Source organism: Neisseria zoodegmatis (genome assembly GCF_900187305.1).
In the GTDB taxonomy this organism is placed as follows: Bacteria; Pseudomonadota; Gammaproteobacteria; order Burkholderiales; family Neisseriaceae; genus Neisseria; species Neisseria zoodegmatis.
On the sequence record NZ_LT906434.1, the window covers coordinates 1,671,051 to 1,687,669 of the forward strand.

Annotated in this window: 19 protein-coding genes and 1 pseudogene; 5 read left to right on the top strand and 15 right to left on the bottom strand. The window is 49.5% G+C overall.

What is annotated here, in order from left to right; genetic code table 11:
- Positions 1 to 99: 99 nt before the first annotated feature.
- Together ybeY and CKV66_RS07850 are read left to right on the top strand one after the other, a co-directional pair.
- The gene (gene ybeY / locus CKV66_RS07845; protein WP_085362489.1) at positions 100 to 609 is read left to right on the top strand and encodes an rRNA maturation RNase YbeY; all 510 of its coding nucleotides are present in this window, start codon (positions 100 to 102) and stop codon (positions 607 to 609) included.
- A gap of 6 nt (positions 610 to 615) precedes the next feature.
- Positions 616 to 1,449 (top strand): HlyC/CorC family transporter, encoded by an 834-nt coding sequence (locus tag CKV66_RS07850; protein WP_085362488.1) that lies wholly within the window; start codon positions 616 to 618, stop codon positions 1,447 to 1,449.
- Between the two features lie 216 nt (positions 1,450 to 1,665).
- Here CKV66_RS07850 and CKV66_RS07855 read toward each other — a convergent pair whose 3' ends face one another.
- The 3 genes from CKV66_RS07855 to CKV66_RS07865 form a co-directional block, all read right to left on the bottom strand.
- Complete coding sequence (locus tag CKV66_RS07855; protein ID WP_085362487.1) at positions 1,666 to 2,706, bottom strand: zinc-dependent alcohol dehydrogenase family protein; 1,041 nt, start codon at positions 2,704 to 2,706, stop codon at positions 1,666 to 1,668.
- A 225-nt stretch (positions 2,707 to 2,931) separates the two neighbouring features.
- A complete protein-coding gene (locus tag CKV66_RS07860; protein WP_085362486.1) occupies positions 2,932 to 4,755 on the bottom strand; it encodes a PglL family O-oligosaccharyltransferase in 1,824 nt (607 codons plus the stop codon).
- Entirely contained in the window at positions 4,748 to 5,116 is a 369-nt protein-coding gene (locus CKV66_RS07865; RefSeq protein WP_085356286.1) for a DUF2069 domain-containing protein, read from the bottom strand. Before CKV66_RS07865 ends, CKV66_RS07860 begins: the two co-directional genes overlap by 8 nt.
- 185 nt (positions 5,117 to 5,301) lie before the next feature.
- On the opposite strand from CKV66_RS07865, the pseudogene CKV66_RS12600 reads away from it, so the two are divergent.
- Positions 5,302 to 5,460: pseudogene (locus CKV66_RS12600) on the top strand (lipoprotein signal peptidase); the annotation flags it as partial.
- 76 nt (positions 5,461 to 5,536) lie between these two features.
- On the opposite strand, the gene CKV66_RS07875 reads toward CKV66_RS12600, so the two are convergent.
- The 7 genes from CKV66_RS07875 to CKV66_RS07905 form a co-directional block, all read right to left on the bottom strand.
- On the bottom strand, positions 5,537 to 6,178 hold the full coding sequence (locus CKV66_RS07875; RefSeq protein ID WP_085362484.1) for an FMN-binding negative transcriptional regulator: 642 nt from the start codon (positions 6,176 to 6,178) through the stop codon (positions 5,537 to 5,539).
- Between the two features lie 15 nt (positions 6,179 to 6,193).
- Entirely contained in the window at positions 6,194 to 6,940 is a 747-nt protein-coding gene (tatC, locus tag CKV66_RS07880) for a twin-arginine translocase subunit TatC (protein ID WP_085362483.1), read from the bottom strand.
- Between the two features lie 12 nt (positions 6,941 to 6,952).
- A complete protein-coding gene (gene tatB / locus CKV66_RS07885) occupies positions 6,953 to 7,498 on the bottom strand; it encodes a Sec-independent protein translocase protein TatB (RefSeq protein ID WP_085362482.1) in 546 nt (181 codons plus the stop codon).
- 3 nt (positions 7,499 to 7,501) lie between these two features.
- The gene (gene tatA, locus CKV66_RS07890; protein WP_085362481.1) at positions 7,502 to 7,702 is read right to left on the bottom strand and encodes a Sec-independent protein translocase subunit TatA; all 201 of its coding nucleotides are present in this window, start codon (positions 7,700 to 7,702) and stop codon (positions 7,502 to 7,504) included.
- Positions 7,703 to 7,765: 63 nt separating this feature from the next.
- Complete coding sequence (locus tag CKV66_RS07895) at positions 7,766 to 8,089, bottom strand: histidine triad nucleotide-binding protein (RefSeq protein WP_085362480.1); 324 nt, start codon at positions 8,087 to 8,089, stop codon at positions 7,766 to 7,768.
- Between the two features lie 225 nt (positions 8,090 to 8,314).
- On the bottom strand, positions 8,315 to 8,638 hold the full coding sequence (locus CKV66_RS07900; RefSeq protein ID WP_085362479.1) for a phosphoribosyl-ATP diphosphatase: 324 nt from the start codon (positions 8,636 to 8,638) through the stop codon (positions 8,315 to 8,317).
- 212 nt (positions 8,639 to 8,850) lie between these two features.
- On the bottom strand, positions 8,851 to 9,654 hold the full coding sequence (locus tag CKV66_RS07905) for a cysteine hydrolase (RefSeq protein ID WP_085362478.1): 804 nt from the start codon (positions 9,652 to 9,654) through the stop codon (positions 8,851 to 8,853).
- Between the two features lie 121 nt (positions 9,655 to 9,775).
- On the opposite strand from CKV66_RS07905, the gene CKV66_RS07910 reads away from it, so the two are divergent.
- The gene (locus CKV66_RS07910) at positions 9,776 to 10,603 is read left to right on the top strand and encodes a helix-turn-helix transcriptional regulator (protein WP_085362477.1); all 828 of its coding nucleotides are present in this window, start codon (positions 9,776 to 9,778) and stop codon (positions 10,601 to 10,603) included.
- Positions 10,604 to 10,895: 292 nt separating this feature from the next.
- Complete coding sequence (locus CKV66_RS07915; protein WP_408633857.1) at positions 10,896 to 12,323, top strand: acyl-CoA dehydrogenase family protein; 1,428 nt, start codon at positions 10,896 to 10,898, stop codon at positions 12,321 to 12,323.
- Between the two features lie 84 nt (positions 12,324 to 12,407).
- Here CKV66_RS07915 and CKV66_RS07920 read toward each other — a convergent pair whose 3' ends face one another.
- The 5 genes from CKV66_RS07920 to CKV66_RS07940 all read right to left on the bottom strand — a co-directional run bounded on the left by CKV66_RS07920 (position 12,408) and on the right by CKV66_RS07940 (position 16,478).
- Positions 12,408 to 13,412: a M48 family metallopeptidase gene (locus CKV66_RS07920; protein WP_085362476.1), complete on the bottom strand. Its 1,005-nt coding sequence runs from the start codon at positions 13,410 to 13,412 to the stop codon at positions 12,408 to 12,410.
- A 12-nt stretch (positions 13,413 to 13,424) separates the two neighbouring features.
- Positions 13,425 to 14,573: a YjgN family protein gene (locus CKV66_RS07925; protein WP_231990471.1), complete on the bottom strand. Its 1,149-nt coding sequence runs from the start codon at positions 14,571 to 14,573 to the stop codon at positions 13,425 to 13,427.
- A gap of 252 nt (positions 14,574 to 14,825) precedes the next feature.
- Positions 14,826 to 15,125, bottom strand: coding sequence for a hypothetical protein (locus tag CKV66_RS07930; protein ID WP_004283629.1), 300 nt, complete (start codon positions 15,123 to 15,125; stop codon positions 14,826 to 14,828).
- A gap of 77 nt (positions 15,126 to 15,202) precedes the next feature.
- The gene (locus CKV66_RS07935; RefSeq protein WP_085362474.1) at positions 15,203 to 15,694 is read right to left on the bottom strand and encodes an REP-associated tyrosine transposase; all 492 of its coding nucleotides are present in this window, start codon (positions 15,692 to 15,694) and stop codon (positions 15,203 to 15,205) included.
- Between the two features lie 310 nt (positions 15,695 to 16,004).
- On the bottom strand, positions 16,005 to 16,478 hold the full coding sequence (locus tag CKV66_RS07940; protein ID WP_085362473.1) for a hypothetical protein: 474 nt from the start codon (positions 16,476 to 16,478) through the stop codon (positions 16,005 to 16,007).
- Positions 16,479 to 16,619: the final 141 nt, after the last annotated feature.

Consider the following 16,619-nt stretch of genomic DNA (forward strand, 5'->3'; position numbering starts at 1 on the left):
ATATATTTGCAATACGTCAAAATAACGGCACAAGTCTATCATGTTTTTCAGACGGCCTTATGCTATATTTCCGCCTGAACCACATTCCCGCAACGATTTATGAAACGCGCCAAAAAATACCCTTTCCTTACCCTGCAACAACAACGCTTCACCCTGCATTTCGACAACCAAAGCAGCCTTTCCGAACTGCCGTCTGAAAAAGACTTCTACCGCTGGGCATGGCACGCACTTAAAAACGAATACCGCCGCGCCGACATCAGCATCGTGCTGCTCGACGAAGAACCCGCCCGCGCCTACAACGCCGATTACCGCGGCAAAGACTACGCCACCAACGTATTGAGTTTCGCCCTCAACGAAGGCGAAATCATGCCCGACCAACTTTCAGACGGCCTCTACGGCGATTTAATCATCTGCCCGCAAGTGGTGCTGAAAGAAGCCGCCGAACAAAGCAAAACGCCCGCACAGCACTTCGCCCACCTCACCATACACGGCACGCTGCACCTGATGGGCTACGACCACATCGAAGACGGCGAAGCCGAAATCATGGAAACACTTGAAACCCGCCTGCTGAATCAGTTAGGATACCCCAACCCTTACCGACAGGATTAATCAGAAATGGACGACAGCCAGTCGAAGCCCTCTTTTTTTGAACGCCTCGTAGCCCGCATTTCGGGCGACGCTCCCGATTCCGCCGAAGACGTGATCAACCTGCTGCGTCAGGCCCACGAGCAGGAAGTGTTCGACAGCGAAACCCTGCTGCGCTTGGAAAAAGTGCTCGATTTCGCCGAACTCGAAGTGCGCGATGCCATGATTACCCGCAGCCAGATGGACGTAATCAAAGCCGACGAAAGCATGGAGCGCATCATCCCCTACATCATCGAAACCGCCCGCTCGCGCTTTCCCGTTATCGGCGAAGACAAAGACAACGTGCTCGGCATCCTCCACGCCAAAGACCTGCTCAAATACGCGCTCAACCCCGAGCAATTCAACCTGCAAGCCATCTTGCGCCCCGCCGTGTTTGTGCCCGAAGGCAAATCGCTCAATTCGCTTTTGAAAGAGTTTCGCGAACAGCGCAACCACATGGCCATCGTGGTCGATGAATACGGCGGCATTTCCGGGCTAGTAACGTTTGAAGACATCATCGAACAAATCGTCGGCGACATCGAAGACGAGTTCGACGAAGATGAAAGCGGCGACAATATCTTTCCGGTATCCGCCGAACGCTACCGCATCAACGCCATCACCGAAATCGAAGACATCAACGAATATTTCGGCACCGATTACAGCGACGAAGAAGTCGATACCATCGGCGGCTTGGTAATTCAGGAAATCGGCCACCTTCCCGTGCGCGGCGAAAAAGTGGTTATCGGCCCGCTGCAATTCACCGTAGCCCGCGCCGACAACCGCAGGCTGCATACCTTGATGGCGATCCGCATCAAAGAAGACTGACCTTCGGCTTGAAACATGAAACTGCGGGCAGCTGTCCGCAGTTTTGTGTGCAGCCTTAGTCTCTGCCAGCTCGGGCTTACTCCAAGCATGGCGGCGATAGCTTGTGAGCAACAGCAATGAAGCAAACGCTTCTATGACATGAATCAAAAAGAGGCCGTCTGAAAATTTCAGACGGCCTCTTAATATTGAGGATTTACTTCAATCAGTCGTTACAGATTAATCCGCTTCCAACACCACTTTCATCGCACCGTTTTCGGCCGCGTGTTTGAAAATGTCGTAAGCTTTTTCCAATTCGCTGAACTTAAAGCGGTGGGTCAGCATTTTGGTGTAATCCACAGAGCTGGTAGAAATCGCTTTCATCAGCATTTCGGTTGTGTTGGTGTTGACCAAACCGGTGGTGATGGTCAGGTTTTTAATCCACAGTTTTTCCAGTTTGAAATCAACGGGTACACCGTGCACGCCCACCACCGCTACGTTGCCGCCGGGTTTAACGATGTCTTGGCACATATCCCAAGTCGCCGGGATACCCACGGCCTCAATCGCCACGTCCACACCGTCTTCGCCTACGATATCAAACACTTGCTTAGACACATCGCCGGAAGCCGGGTTGATGGTATGGGTTGCGCCCAATTCTTTGGCGAGTTTCAAGCGGTTTTCGTCCATATCGCACACAATCAATACCGACGGGCTGTACAGCTGGGCGGTCAACAAAGCCGACATCCCCACAGGGCCTGCACCGGCGATAAATACGGTGTCGCCCGGGCGCACATCGCCGTATTGCACGCCGATTTCGTGGGCGGTGGGTAAAGCGTCGCTCAAAAGCAGCGCCACTTCTTCGTTCACGTTGTCGGGCAGCAGAATCAAGCTGTTGTCGGCAAACGGTGTGCGCACATATTCGGCTTGGGTGCCGTCGATCATGTAACCCAAAATCCAGCCGCCGTTACGGCAGTGAGAATAAAGTTGTACTTTACAGTTGTCGCAGGTGCAGCATTTGCTCACGCAAGAAATGATAACTTTATCGCCCTTTTTGATATTTTTAACAGACGAACCTACTTCTTCGACAATGCCGATGCCTTCATGGCCGAGAATGCGCCCCGGAGTGATTTCGGGGTTTTTGCCTTTCCAGATGCCCAAGTCGGTACCGCAAATGGTGGTTTTAACAATTTTTACCACTGCATCGGTCGGATCGATGATTTGGGGTTTGGGTTTTTCTTCAAAACGGATATCGCCTGCACCGTAATAGGCCATTGCTTTCATGCGTCTTCCTTTCATAACAAAATGTGACATGAAACTACACGGGTAGTGTCGGACAGTTATAGGCCAAAACGGCAAGAGAAGTCAAATTATCTTTAATTTCATAATGTTATACTATAACAAAATGATAAGAGCTTATTTTTTTTATTTGAGAAGATACAAACAACCAGAGGAGCATCCCTGCTCCTCTGTTAATTTCAATCCTCTTGCCTCAACCAAACCAACACATCATTTGCACGGCTTGGCTTTTGGGAATTTTTGATCGTTGAACGCCGCACACGCTTCGAGCAGGCCCGCTTCCAAAGGCTTCAGCTCTTTGTTGCTGCGGATTTTGTCCAAATAATGCTGCATCATATACGGGTAATACAGATACATATTGTTCATCCATTCGACCGCTTTTTGGGTCTCCCCCGCGCGGTATTGATACAGCCCGACCTGATAAGCATTGGAATAAGGCCGGTAAGCCAAAGCCTCGCGTGCGGCCTCTTCCGCCCAAGGATAGACGGTCGGCGCGGCCGGATTGACCCTGCGGGTCAGCGACAGTTGGGCATAATAACGCAGCATCGGTTCGGTGTCGGCAATCCGTCGCAACCCTTCGATTTTCTCGGCGGACTGCTCAACCGTTTCATCTTTCGGCTGGCGGTTGTAAGCGGTCAAATCCGTGTAGGCGAAACTCAAACGGGCAATCCCCGCCAGCAGGCACACCGCCAATACCGCACCGCCGATGTTGTGACGTTTCGCAGTCTGAAGCCCGTCTGAAATATCGCGCTCGTCTGCAGGCGACAGGCCGGCCATCAAAGCAAACGGCACCAGAAAATAAATATACCAAAGCGGATACTCAAGCATACTGTGACACAGCGATACGGTCATCATCGCCAATAACAACAGCGAAGCGTGATGCAGAGGCCGTCTGAACATACGCCAAATGGCGGCCAAGAAACCCAGCACCGTCAACGCCGTGCCGACGATACCCATTTCCGCCAACAGCTGCAAAATCAGATTGTGCGAATGGGTAAACAACACATTCATCATGTTGCCGCTGAATCTTCCTTCTTCGATATGCGTCAGAAAGCCTTGCAGCGAATAACTGCCCCAGCCGTAGCCCCAAACCGGTGCGGAAAGAAATACCGCCCACGCTTTGCGCCACTCTTTATCGCGCGCCGAACCGTCAAAAGTAGAGCCGCTCGCCCGCTCGACGGCGGTGTCGTACTGCATGCCCGAAATCATGTCCAACACATGACCGATGCCGAACTGCACCACCACCGTCATCACCAGCGCAAACAACATAATCAGCACCAAACGGTTGGCCTCGCGGCCGACACGCCAACGCCAAAACGGAAGCAGCAAACCGACACCGATCACATAAGTGAGAATGGTGCGCGAGTTTACCAAGCCCAGCACCGAAGTCAGTGCCAGTACCATGAGAAAACCGAGCCAGCCGGGCATTCGGCGCATCGCCCACAAATACGAAGCCGCCAGCGTGCCCCACATCAGATAATGCCCCAAATGATTGCGCTGGCCGAGCTGCCCGCTCACTTCGCGCAGCCCGCGATAGGCGATGATGCCGCGGAACATTTCCGCCGAAGCCCAGCCGGTAAACTGCATCAACGCCACCGCCGCCTGTATCAGCGCGCCGGCCAGCAGCGTCCATGCCAACACCGACACCACGCGTTCCTGCCCCCATTCCGCCACCCAGCCGCGGCAGGCCCAAGCCGCCAGCGCAATGATCACAAAAGCCGATACCGCCAAATCGCTCATGCCCGGATAAGTCAGATTCATCAACCGCGCCTGAAGCCACCAAAAAGCAGCCAAAGCCAAAAAATAAACCGAAGCCGCAGGCAGGCGCACATTCAGACGGCCTGTTAACGCAGTCAACAACAACAATAAAACCGCACCGGCCAAAGAACCTGCTTCAAGATAAAAGCTGGATAGCGGCCCTACGCGGTACAGCGACACAAAAGGCGCGATGCAGATACACACAAAACACAGCCACACGGGCCACAACCGCCACGACCATACCGTAGCCGTGCCGTCTGAAAAACGGTTAAACATGGCGCACCGCCTTTCTCTGATACCTAACGAATGCCAAACAGGCTGCAAAAAACACACTGCTGCACAATAATGCGGCGGCGGCACAGGCGCGGCTGGCGGGCGCAGCGTCAAACAGCCTTACCACCGCTTCGGCAAAATAAAACAGTATCAGCAGGCAGCTGTATTGGAAAGTGTAAACCCTGCCTTTCAAAATGCCCGCCAGCGGCAGACACAAAGGCAAGGCTTTCAAGGCCAGCCACGAGCCGCCCGGGCGCAGCGGCGCAATCCAAAGCTCCCAAGCAAGGCTCACGGCAATCAGCCCGCACAGGCTGATAACGGCGGCGGTATGCGACCAGTGTTTTTTATCGGCAAGTGTATTCATCGTTCAATCTGTTTAATGTGAGGCCGTCTGAAAAATCGTATTGTTTTCAGACGGCCTTTAAAGAAATTAGTTTTATACTGCCGATCAAGAAATGCAACCGGCATTTTAGCTTAAAACGGTTGAGGCCGTCTGAAAACCAGCAAAGCTGGTTTCGCTAAAACCGGCAAAGCTGGTTTCGCTAAAATATTTTCAGACGGCCTGAGACCTTTGCACCCCCCCATCTGCGGCGCATTTCTGCGTTGTGCGCTGCTCGCTCGTTTGCCTATCTATATGATATGTCTGCACTCGCTGTGCTGCTACGCCTTGAACTGCATCCGCATCTGGGGGTTTTGCAAAGGTCTCGGCCTGATCACGTTGCTTCACCGCTTCGCCATGCCCATGTAAAAGCGATGCCGATACAGTTTGGCTTTCATCAATCATTCAAGTTTGAGAGAAAGAGGCAACTTTTTCGGCCATGCACCCTTCCGCTTTGCCGCCGGTTTGCTGCAAACCGTCGATAATGCCCGTGCGGTCTTCTTCGTGTTTGTTTTGACTGAGTTTGTAGGCTGCTTCAATCGTTTCTATTTCCATCTCAAAACACACCACCGCCTTGCTCATCGCATCAATATAATCGGCAGGTGCATCTTCGAGCTGCCACGGCTTGGGCTGTGCCGACTCATGTATCGCACTGAGCGAAGCCAATATGCCGAGCACTTCCTGCGGCTCTTCAATCAAACGCATCGTTCCGCCCACATGCACAGCCTGATAATTCCAAGTCGGCACGGCTTTGTGTTCCCTGTGTTTGCTCGGATACCAATTCGGAGAAATATAACAACCGCTGTTGTGAAAAATGGCCAGCCAGCGATTACCGGTATGCTCCGCCGCCTGCCAGATGGGGTTGGCTCTGGCAAAATGGCCGCGCAATACGCCCTGTTCCGTGCCGTTGTCGTGCCGATAAACAGGAATATGGGCAGCCTGCAAAATACCGCCACGCTCTACAACCAACGTCGCCAACGGATGGTTCTCAATAAAACGGTGAATTTCACCCACATCGTTTTGCCGGAATACTTTGGGCACATACATGGTGTTTTCTCACTTTCAACTTTCCTGCCTGCGCGACAACGGCTTCGCAAAACGGCAAAAGCACAAACCCGCTTCATAAAGCAGCACCAACGGCACGGCCAGCATGATTTGCGAAATCACGTCGGGCGGCGTGATGACGGCGGCAATCACAAACGCGCCCACAATCACATAAGGCCGGGCCGACTTTAACTGCTCAAGCGAAACCACGCCCATGCGGTTCAGCAAAACCACCACCACCGGCACTTCGAACGTGGTACCGAATGCGACAAACATGCCCAACACAAACGACAGGTATTTGTCGATGTCGGTAGCCATGTTCACGCCGATGGGCGTCACGCCGGCCAGAAATTTGAACACCACCGGAAACACCAAGAAATAGGCGAATGCCATGCCGGCAAAAAACAGAATCATGCTCGACAATACCAAAGGCGTAATCAGGCGTTTTTCATTTTGATAGAGGGCGGGTGCAACAAACGCCCAAACCTGATACAGCGTGTGCGGCAACGACAATAAAAAAGCCGCCATCAGCGTAACTTTTACCGGCACGAAAAACGGCGCAACTACGTCGGTGGCAATCATGCTGGTATTGGCCGGCAGTGAAGCCATCAGCGGCTCGGCCACAAAGGTATAGAGTTTTTGGGCAAAAGGCATCAGGCCCAAAAAGCAGATCAACAGGCCGCCGATGATCCACATCAGGCGGCGGCGCAGTTCGATTAAATGTTCGACCAAGGGTTGTTGGGCTTGTTGTTCTGATTCAGACACCGTTTACTCACTTCATTGCGGATGCTTTTTGCGGACGCGCAGTTGCGGTTTCGGACGGTGGCGCGGGCGCATATCGCGCTTGCGCCGCATGGACTGTTTGCGGATGGAGGCCGTCTGAAAACCGCCGACGTTGGCGGCATGATGTTCGGACGGCACGGAATAATGCGGCCAATCAGCGTCGGGCGGCGTGTTGCCGAGCGGATTGCCGTATTCGTCCAAACCGAAATCGGCGGGTGTGCGTTGCTCCGGCACGCGCTCCCATGCCGGCACTTTAAGGCCGTCTGAAATATCATCCAACTCTTTACGCAAGCTTTCGCCCGTGCCGCCCAATCCGCTGCGCAGCGATTCGGCGGCAGATTCAAACTCGCTTTTGGCTTTGCGCAGTTCGTCCATTTCGATTTGCGCGCTCAATTCCTGCTTCACGCTGCTCACCGTGCGCTGCACACGCCCGAGCAAGCTCCCCGCCATGTGGGCGGCTTTGGGCAGACGCTCGGGGCCGAGCACCACCAGCGCAATCACACCTATCAGCAGCAGTTCGCTGAAACCGAAATCAAACATGGTTTAAGCCGATTTGTTGTCGTCTTTTTGGTGTTCGATCACATCGTCTTTTTTACCGGCTTCGGTGCCTTCGTTCAGACCCTTTTTGAAATCGTGTACCGCGCCGCCCAAGTCTTTGCCGACGTTGCGCAATTTTTTGGTGCCGAATATCAGCACAACAATCACCAGCACGACAACCCAGTGCCAGATAGAGAAGCTACCCATGATTTAAGTCCTTATCATTAAAATCAATATAGAAATGTTTTTCAGACGGCCTCTGCCTTATGCTCAAGCAGGCCGCCCCATAATGTGGATATGCAGGTGAAACACTTCCTGCCCGCCGCCTTTGCCCGTGTTGATTTGGGTTTTGAAGCCGTCGCTAAGGCCGTTGGCTTCGGCGATTTGCGGCACTTTCATCATCATTTTGCCCAACAACGCCTCATGCTCGGGCTTGGCATGCGCGAGCGAATCGAAATGCACTTTCGGAATCAACAGCAGATGCACGGGCGCGGCGGGGCGGATGTCTTTGAAACACAGCATGTCGTCGTCTTCATACACGATGCCGGCGGGGATTTGCTTATCCACGATTTTGCAGAAAATACAGTCAGTCATCTCAAATACTCCGAAAATATAGCCGAAAACCCAATCCTCGGCACACAGCGGCCGGCCTTGCGGCGTAACACATATTCAGTTTTGGGATGCAAACGGCCGGCCTGTTTTCAGACGGCCTCGGTTCGATATTGCCGTTTGCCCTTATACAATTATAAAAGAAAGGCCGTCTGAAACCGAATCTTTCAGACGGCCTCCGCATCTTTTCGGGTGGATTTTAATACAAATTCAGCTTTCCTGCCGCGCCGCTTTTTCCGCCAGCCCCGACAAACCCTGCCTGCGCGCCAGTTCGTTTAACACCTCTTCAACGCGCAAGCCGTGATGCGCCAGCAACACCTGCGTGTGAAACCATAAATCCGCCACTTCGTACACCAAATGCTCACCGCCGCCGTCTTTGGAAGCCATCAGCACTTCGCCCGCTTCTTCAATCACTTTTTTCAGGATTTTGTCTTCACCTTTGTGCAAAAGCTGGGCCACATAAGACGTTTGCGGGTCTTGGCCTTTGCGGGAATCGATAACGTTTTGGATTTGGGTTAAAACTTGGTCGCTCATATCAATCTTTCATCAACAAATCGGATGACTCTCGAAACAGCGTGATTATGGCGCGGCTGTGCCATGCTGTCTATGACAGGATGCGCGTGTTTGAAGGTTTTTCAGACGGCCCCTTATGAGGCCGTCTGAAGTTTGCTTTAAAGCCGGGAAGATTCCGGCTTCGGTTTGCTTGCGCATCAACCTTTCATATACCGGACGGCTTGGTCAGTAGTTCACAAATCATTGGCAATAATCCGGAAATTAGCCAATGCCGCCTGATAACCGTCGCCTTCGGGGATAATCGTGCCTGCGGTCGCATCTTTTACGACAGCCACTTCAAAGCCTTGTTCGATCAGCTCGCGCAAGTGTGACTCGATACATAAGTTGGCCGACATACCCGCCAAAATCACTTGGTCGATTTTACGTTTGCGTAACTGCAGCACAACGTCGTTGCTTTCCGGTCCGAACACTTTGTGCGGAGAAGCAATCACGGTTTTACCGTCAAAGATATAAGGTTTGTACTGCGGCATAAAGTCCGCACCCGAGCCTTCAAACCCTTCCAAAGTATAAGCATCTTTGCGGGCAAACGCGCCGCCGTCGTGCATCGCGTGTTCTCCCGGACCGCCGAACGCCCATTGATGGTCTTGCGGATAATAATAATGCGGCGAAACGATGGTGGGCATACCGACTGCTTTGGCAGCCTTAAACAAACGCTCAAGATTTTCTACGGTATTGTTTTCCATTACATTTTTACCGACCGCACCCCACAACACCCCTTTCGGGATTAAAAAGTCGATTTGCGGGTCAACCACCAACAAAGCGACGCGCTGGGGATCGATTTTCATACCGTGGCGTTTCAAACCGTATTGCTCAGGTTCGTCATACATACCTTTTTCTTGGGTTTTCTTACCGGCTGCGGCGGCCGCACCTGTTACACCCATCGCACCCAAAACGGTAGCGGCCATAGCCAAACGGGAGCCTGTGCCCAAAGCATTGCGGCGGGATTGGTCGATTTGCTCATCTTTGTGGTTTGACATAGAATTCTTCCTTTCAAATAATGTGGATAATGTTTGTTTTTCTGCAAACGTGGCGGCATTTTAAGAAAAATACCCCGAGCCGGTTTAACCCGTCATCCACACTTATTAACCGAAAGTCTTCATGGATAGCGTCTCCCGCCTTTTTACCTATTTCCGATTCCGCACCAACCTCTTCTTCATCGGCCAACTGTGCAGAACAGGCCACTTCGACGAGCCCAACAAAGGCTATCTCCACTTTATCCGCAAAGGCCGCTGCCTGCTTCATTTATCAGAGAATCGAACCATAGAAATAAACCAACCGGGCATTGTTTTCTCGCCCAGCAATGTTTTGCACCGCATCCACCCCATAGACAGCGAAGGGCTTGAAATACTCTGCATCAACTTTGATTTCGGAGAAGGCGTACGCAACCCGTTGGTAGATACCTTGCGCAACGTAGAAGTGCTTTTTTTAGAAGACCGGCCCCAATTAAGAACCATTGCCGATCAAATTTTCAACGAAAGCAACCGACAGTCATGCGGCTACCATGCCGCCATACACCATTTGTGCGCCTACTTCACCATTCAGGTTATCCGCTGCTGCCTTGAGCAGAAAAAACTGCAAACAGGTTTATTGAGAGGCTTGGTAGATAAAAAATTAAGCAATGTATTACAGGAAATACACCAACATCCCGCACAAGAATGGACACTTGAACTGATGGCGGAAAAAGCCGCCATGTCGCGCTCGGCTTTTGCAGCCTATTTCAAAGAAATCATGAACATACCGCCTTTGGCTTACGTTACCAACTGGCGTATTTCCGTAGCACAGACTTTACTCCAACAAGGGCTGCCGATCGGCTTGGCAGCAGAAAAAGTCGGCTACAGTCACCCTGCCGCACTGAGCCGCGTATTCACACGCGAAATCGGCATGACACCAAGCGAATGGCTGCGCCGCTACGGGCGCGGAACCTGAATGCCAATATATCCGGGGCCGTCTGAAAATACCTTTGCGCCGCCCGATTCATAAATATTGCAAGTATTAAGTACCGACCCTGCCACACTTGCATTTACGTTGGGATGATTTGAAAAAGAAGCATGAGCATCTCATCGGATATCCTTCCGCCTTCCCTCTCATTTAAAGCCAATCCGGCACAACTCTCCCCGTGTTTTCCGGAAAACCTGCCGATTTTTCATCAACCATTATCAAAAAACAAAAATATGATATAAAATAGAAATTTTACTCTAAAACGGAAATGCAAATCATCATGGCATCAGGTATTTTGGAAGCACAGCTCATTCAGATGAACACCGCTGATTTCTTACAGCACATCGAATCTGCATTCAAACGCATCTTTCCAAACGGAATCAATCTGATGCAATACCTTCCCGAAAACAAATGGCTGGAGCTGAAAAAAGCCGGCCTGTTGCTGCCCTTTTTAGCCGAAAAGCACGGCGGCAGAAAAAGCAGCCAGTTTGAAATTCAGGAAGTATTGCGCATCGCCGGCCATTACGGCGTACCCGTTACCCTGCGCACCGGCATCGAAGGCGCATTGGTTTTGCAGCCTCTGGTCGAATTCGGCAACGAAGCCCAAATCCGTACCGGCCTCGATTTCATTTTCAACGGCGAAGGCGGCGGCCTCGCCATTACCGAACCGGAAACCTCCGGTGCCGCGATTGCCCGCGAAATGCAGTCGTATTACGAATATATCGACGAACAAACCGTTTACGTTAATGCAACCAAATACTGGCAAGGCAATTCGACCAGCGAATTTCTGCTGGTTGCCGCCAAAGAGCGTAAAAACGGCAAACTGTCGAAAATCATCAACCTGCTGCTGGTGCCCAAACAATACATCCGCTGCGAAACCCTCAATTCCGAAGGCCTGCTCGCCGTGCGCTATGCGGTCAACCATATTGATGCCCAAATCCCCGCAGATTGCGTGATGAAACTTTCCGAAAGCGATGCCGCCGGCTTGCGCGCGTTCCAAAACATCTTTATCCGCAGCCGCCTGCAACTGGTGGGCATGACCCACGGCATCATGGAATACATCATTGAAAACATGAACCGTTTCGTGAAGCAAGACATCAAATTCGTCGCCCGCGAATGCCGCGAAATCATGCAACGCTACGGCATCTCGCAAGTGCTCTACCGCTTTACCTGCAACCGCGTCGCCCCTGATGCCGCCGTCGCACACCAGCTGATGGAAGCCAACATCATCAAAACGCTGGCCACCGAATACACCTACGGCGCGGCGCAAATCCTGCAAAAACTGCTCGGTGCCAAAGGCTTCGAACACGGCCATCCCGCCAGCAATATTGCCATCGACATCCGCCCCTTCACCATCTTCGAAGGCCCGAACGATATGCTCTACGCGGAGATTTACGACCAATTTACCCGCGCCACCATCGAAGAAAAAGAACAAGGCATCAAGCTCGATAAAAACCAAACCCTGCTGGAGCGCCTGCAATCGGACAAACGCTTTGCCGACATCCGCCAAGCCGAACGCACCGCCCTGCCCACCGATATTGCCGATTTCTTAGCGCAATACAATTTGAGCCATGCTGACGCTTTGGAAAAAGTGTTTCTCGGCAAGATTGTCGCCAAACTGTTTGTGTGGGTTCAGGCCGAAGATGAAGATACCGCCGAATTTGTATTGCGGGATATCCGTAAGGATATGTTGGATTGCCAAGACTAAATTGTTTTGCCCGTCTATTAAAAGGCCGTCTGAAAATATTCAGACGGCCTTTATGGTTTTAAACGATGGTTATTTCAAAACTCTTTATTTCGCATGTTGCTCAACCTGCTTTACCCGTTCGGACGTAACCGGATGCGTGCTCAAAATATTCTCCATCGCATTGCCCTCATCATGGCCATGATTCTGATGCAAACGTTGCAGGAAAGTAGCAAGGTGTTGAGGAGGAATATTCAAGCGCTTCAATTCGTTGATGGCATGCAAATCCGCTTCCAGCTCAAACTGTTGCGAATATTGCGCGGTGGCAAACAACACCGGCAAGCCGTCTAGAAAATCCGTGGCATCTCCGGTAAGCGCAAGCAGAAACACGCCCATGCCGATACCGCGTAAAGCCTGTTGCAAGCTGTGGCGTTCTTTCAGATGGCCTTGTTCGTGTGCCAGCACGGCGAAAATTTCATGATCGTGCTTTGCCAAATCAACCAGTGCATCGGTCAGCATAATAGTGTTGTTCGGAATCGCAAACGCATTGGCGCCAAGCCCTTTGCCGTCTCGAAACAACAGTTTTGCCGGATTTTCAGGATTGAGCTTTTTGTAATATAAATCAGATATTTCTTTCTGCCGCTTGGCAGTAAGGCTGCTTTTGCCGGTGATTTCAAGAATAAATTCCTCTGCCTGATTACCTACACCGCGCAAAGTCTTTTCAGGCAGATGGTGGGCAGCATGATAAGCTGCAGCGGGAATGCCCCATTTAAACATCACCACAACCGCGCAAATCATTGCCACCAAAGAAACAACCGCCCATTTCCAACTTCTCTCAAGCCGCCCTACTTGCTTCAACATCGTTTTGTTTTGCAAAGGCAGCCAGTGCGGAACATCATGATTCAAAAACTCAATGCGCGCATCGCCCGGCAACTCCAAAGCAGGCAAAACGCCGCCTACTCCCGCCATATAAGCAATACTGTGCAGCGGATATTCGGCAGTTTGCCCGCCGTTATACACCACGCGCAATTTGCCCCCATCAAGCGAAATTTCAGCCTGATGGGGAACATTACGCTTACCGTCGTAATAACTTACCGTAAGAGATTCAGACATGCTCAAGCAGCCTTAAAGTGAAATATCGATATCAAACACATCGGCGATTTCCTCACCGATAGCATCCGGATCATTTTGAGCCATATTCATCAAATCTTGCGGATTATCCTGCAACTCAACCTGCAAAGACTGCGCCTGATAGCGGTACAAACGCACCGCGCCCCACGGCAGCAGCAAACCCAGCGTAAAGATGGCCGCAATATAATTGGTCAATTTAATCCACGCGTATTTATACGGGTTCAAATCAGTCGTGATACGGCTTTTGCCAACATTCACATTCAGCCAAGTTGCACGGAACAGATAACCTTGCGTCAGCGGCACCAAAAAGCCCAATACAAAAATATAAGGCCCCAAAATAACAAGAGAGAGGAAAGGCAGCACTGCTTCTTGTGACGCATAACCCATTCCCGTCAGGATAATGCCCATTACCACAATCAGAGCCAATATCAGCAACAAAGGCTTCAACACCGCACCATAAAAACCGCCCACGCCCGAGTTCAGATTAAAACGCAAGCTGCCGATATGCAGATGGTTGATTTGATAAGACTTAAACCAATAAAGCGCTAAAGGATACAGCAGCCCCAAGCTCAACACCGTTACCGCCGCGCATTTCACCAGCAGCCAATACGACTGCCCCATCGTGGCCGAAAAATAAAAACGGCTGTTACCATATTTCGTGTTACGGGCGCGGAAACGCATGGTCGAGCGCACCAACCACGGCATTACCGCAAACATCAACGCCGGAGCTACCCAAGCGTAAACAGGATCAAGGTTCGATACTATGGAAAATCCCACAAACAACACCGTAGCAATTATCCGCCCGATCAAAATACGGGCAGGAATCGCCGTAAAATCAAACTTATCCTGCCCCAATACCGTGTTGCCGTAGAAATAACGCAAACGCCGCACCTTCGCCCACGGCGCATAAAACGACAAGGTAATCACGGATAAAAACAGATTAACGATCCAAATCTTAAAATATTCATTGGCCGTACCGTGAAAATCAAAACGCCAATTTCGGCTTTCATTTGCTTGCGCACCGTTAACCGTTACGGCATTTCCCACCTTTAACAATTTACCCTCATCCGCATTGCCCGAAACCGCCATACCGCTGCCTTCATCATATTGATTATGTTTATTTTCAGATACTTCAGACATCATTGCCTCTGTCATAAAAGGAAAAGCCGAATTATAAAAGAAAACATTGGCCGGATATAGACGAGGCCGTCTGAAAAAATATTTTCAGACGGCCCTACGCACATAGGCTGTGCTTGCTTGTTATACGAATTAACCCATGCAAATGATACAAGATGTAGGTCGGATTCTTGAATCCGACATTTATACATCATCACAATGATTGAACATTTCCGTCATGCCAACATTGTGTCGGATGCAAGTATCCGACTACGCTTGTTACTCTTGCTCTGTAAACAAACCAAAATAATTCAAGTCATCTGATTCAATTCGAACATTACCAGATTCTATCCTCCAGTCAGATTTGTAATTAAACACTCCTATAGGATATTCATATACTTCACAAGTAATTTCGAATTCATCAGTAGTGCAAGTTAATACATGCTCATTTTCTGGCCCCATTTGGCGTTCACTGCCACCAACTTGTTCGATTTCAAAATCTTTCCAAGTCAATATCTTAGTTTCAACAATATCACCATTCTCATTTAAAATTGAGATTACCAAATTATTTTCTTCCATTTCGTAACTCCTAAAAAACTAATTAAATAAATTTCAAGGTAGTAATGTAGGTTGGATTCTTGAGTCCAACATCTTCATTAATCATACGCCACCACAAAATCAGAGCCATTCCCGCACCAATTTAGCGGATAAATGCCTTGTTTTACATAGCGATGAAAAGTAGAAAACGGCCAATCAGATACCTTTGACACATGGCCGTGTTTCACCGGATTGAAATGCACATAATCGAAATGGCGGGCAAAATCCGCTTCATCACGAATAGCATGCTCCCAAAACCGTTTTTGCCATAAACGCGTGTCGGCACCGATTAAATATTGGCTGTGCCGTTTGATTTGCCGCCAACGTTCGGAAAAATCCGCATCGTTTTCAGGCAGATGCCAAATGGTATGCAGATGATCGGGCATCAACACCCATGCCGCAATTTCAAACGGATATTTTTCCCGCACCGCCAACACAGCCTCACGCAAAGCCGACCGCACAGCATCGCCGGTTAGAATCCGTTGGCGGTTATGCGCCACCACCGTAAAGAAATACGTTCCTCCCGCACGGTAATACCGACGATACCGCATAGTTTTCCCCTTGTTATACGAATTAACCAATGCAAATGATACAAGACGTAGGTCGGATTCTTGAATCCGACATTTATGTACCATCACAATGATTTAACGTTTCGGCAATACCAACCATTTTGTCGGATACAAGTATCCGACCTACGCTTGCTGAATTTTCAGACGGCCTTATCGATTGATAACCGCCGTAGCCGTAGGTCGGATTCTCGAATCCGACATTTATGCACCATCACAATGATTGAACTTTTCGGCAATATCAACCATTGTGTCGGATACAAGTATCCGACCTACGCTTGCTTGCTATGATTGTTTACCATTTATCGTATTCATTCCATTTGTTTTGAGATATTTCACTAATAAGGTTATTAATAACTTTATTTTTCCATTTATGTATTAGAATACGAAATGCTTTTCTATCATAAGATGGGCCATGTATGTAATACTGATTTTGTATAAAACCTTTTAGTTTCAAGTAATCTCTAGAAAAATCTCCTAGCCTAACCAACCTATAAGTATCCTCATCAAGATTTTTTAAAATGATCGCTTCTGATGCGATTTGTCTAGAAGCAATAATTTTATTTATATAATCAAGCCCAAGTTTGTACTCATTTACTAAATCTTTATTTGGAAAATCATACAACCCTCTTTCATTTTTTTTAATTTCATAGCCTTTATATCTTAAAAAATTTTCTTGTGAAGAAAAAGAAGTTATATATTCGGTTTTATTTTCTAGATTTAAAAGCCATCTTCTTGCTTCTAATAATTCAGAATCATTATTTTCCATTTCAAGATAGCTTCACGTAAATTGATTTTTGGAAATATTTGCTTGTTTCTTTGATTCATAAAAGCTAAATATAGAAATAATTATAGCAATTATCGCTAAAAGTAAATTTAAAATATCCATTTATATTTATCCTTAAAAAAT

What these genes read in the sequence shown, in the direction of transcription:
- ybeY (WP_085362489.1), top strand. Translation starts at nt 100, where the DNA reads ATGAAACGCGCCAAAAAATACCCTTTCCTTACCCTGCAACAACAACGC.
- CKV66_RS07850 (WP_085362488.1), top strand. Translation starts at nt 616, where the DNA reads ATGGACGACAGCCAGTCGAAGCCCTCTTTTTTTGAACGCCTCGTAGCC.
- CKV66_RS07855 (WP_085362487.1), bottom strand. Translation starts at nt 2,706, where the DNA reads ATGAAAGCAATGGCCTATTACGGTGCAGGCGATATCCGTTTTGAAGAA.
- CKV66_RS07860 (WP_085362486.1), bottom strand. Translation starts at nt 4,755, where the DNA reads ATGTTTAACCGTTTTTCAGACGGCACGGCTACGGTATGGTCGTGGCGG.
- CKV66_RS07865 (WP_085356286.1), bottom strand. Translation starts at nt 5,116, where the DNA reads ATGAATACACTTGCCGATAAAAAACACTGGTCGCATACCGCCGCCGTT.
- CKV66_RS07875 (WP_085362484.1), bottom strand. Translation starts at nt 6,178, where the DNA reads ATGTATGTGCCCAAAGTATTCCGGCAAAACGATGTGGGTGAAATTCAC.
- tatB (WP_085362482.1), bottom strand. Translation starts at nt 7,498, where the DNA reads ATGTTTGATTTCGGTTTCAGCGAACTGCTGCTGATAGGTGTGATTGCG.
- tatA (WP_085362481.1), bottom strand. Translation starts at nt 7,702, where the DNA reads ATGGGTAGCTTCTCTATCTGGCACTGGGTTGTCGTGCTGGTGATTGTT.
- CKV66_RS07895 (WP_085362480.1), bottom strand. Translation starts at nt 8,089, where the DNA reads ATGACTGACTGTATTTTCTGCAAAATCGTGGATAAGCAAATCCCCGCC.
- CKV66_RS07900 (WP_085362479.1), bottom strand. Translation starts at nt 8,638, where the DNA reads ATGAGCGACCAAGTTTTAACCCAAATCCAAAACGTTATCGATTCCCGC.
- CKV66_RS07905 (WP_085362478.1), bottom strand. Translation starts at nt 9,654, where the DNA reads ATGTCAAACCACAAAGATGAGCAAATCGACCAATCCCGCCGCAATGCT.
- CKV66_RS07910 (WP_085362477.1), top strand. Translation starts at nt 9,776, where the DNA reads ATGGATAGCGTCTCCCGCCTTTTTACCTATTTCCGATTCCGCACCAAC.
- CKV66_RS07915 (WP_408633857.1), top strand. Translation starts at nt 10,896, where the DNA reads ATGGCATCAGGTATTTTGGAAGCACAGCTCATTCAGATGAACACCGCT.
- CKV66_RS07920 (WP_085362476.1), bottom strand. Translation starts at nt 13,412, where the DNA reads ATGTCTGAATCTCTTACGGTAAGTTATTACGACGGTAAGCGTAATGTT.
- CKV66_RS07925 (WP_231990471.1), bottom strand. Translation starts at nt 14,573, where the DNA reads ATGATGTCTGAAGTATCTGAAAATAAACATAATCAATATGATGAAGGC.
- CKV66_RS07930 (WP_004283629.1), bottom strand. Translation starts at nt 15,125, where the DNA reads ATGGAAGAAAATAATTTGGTAATCTCAATTTTAAATGAGAATGGTGAT.
- CKV66_RS07935 (WP_085362474.1), bottom strand. Translation starts at nt 15,694, where the DNA reads ATGCGGTATCGTCGGTATTACCGTGCGGGAGGAACGTATTTCTTTACG.
- CKV66_RS07940 (WP_085362473.1), bottom strand. Translation starts at nt 16,478, where the DNA reads ATGGAAAATAATGATTCTGAATTATTAGAAGCAAGAAGATGGCTTTTA.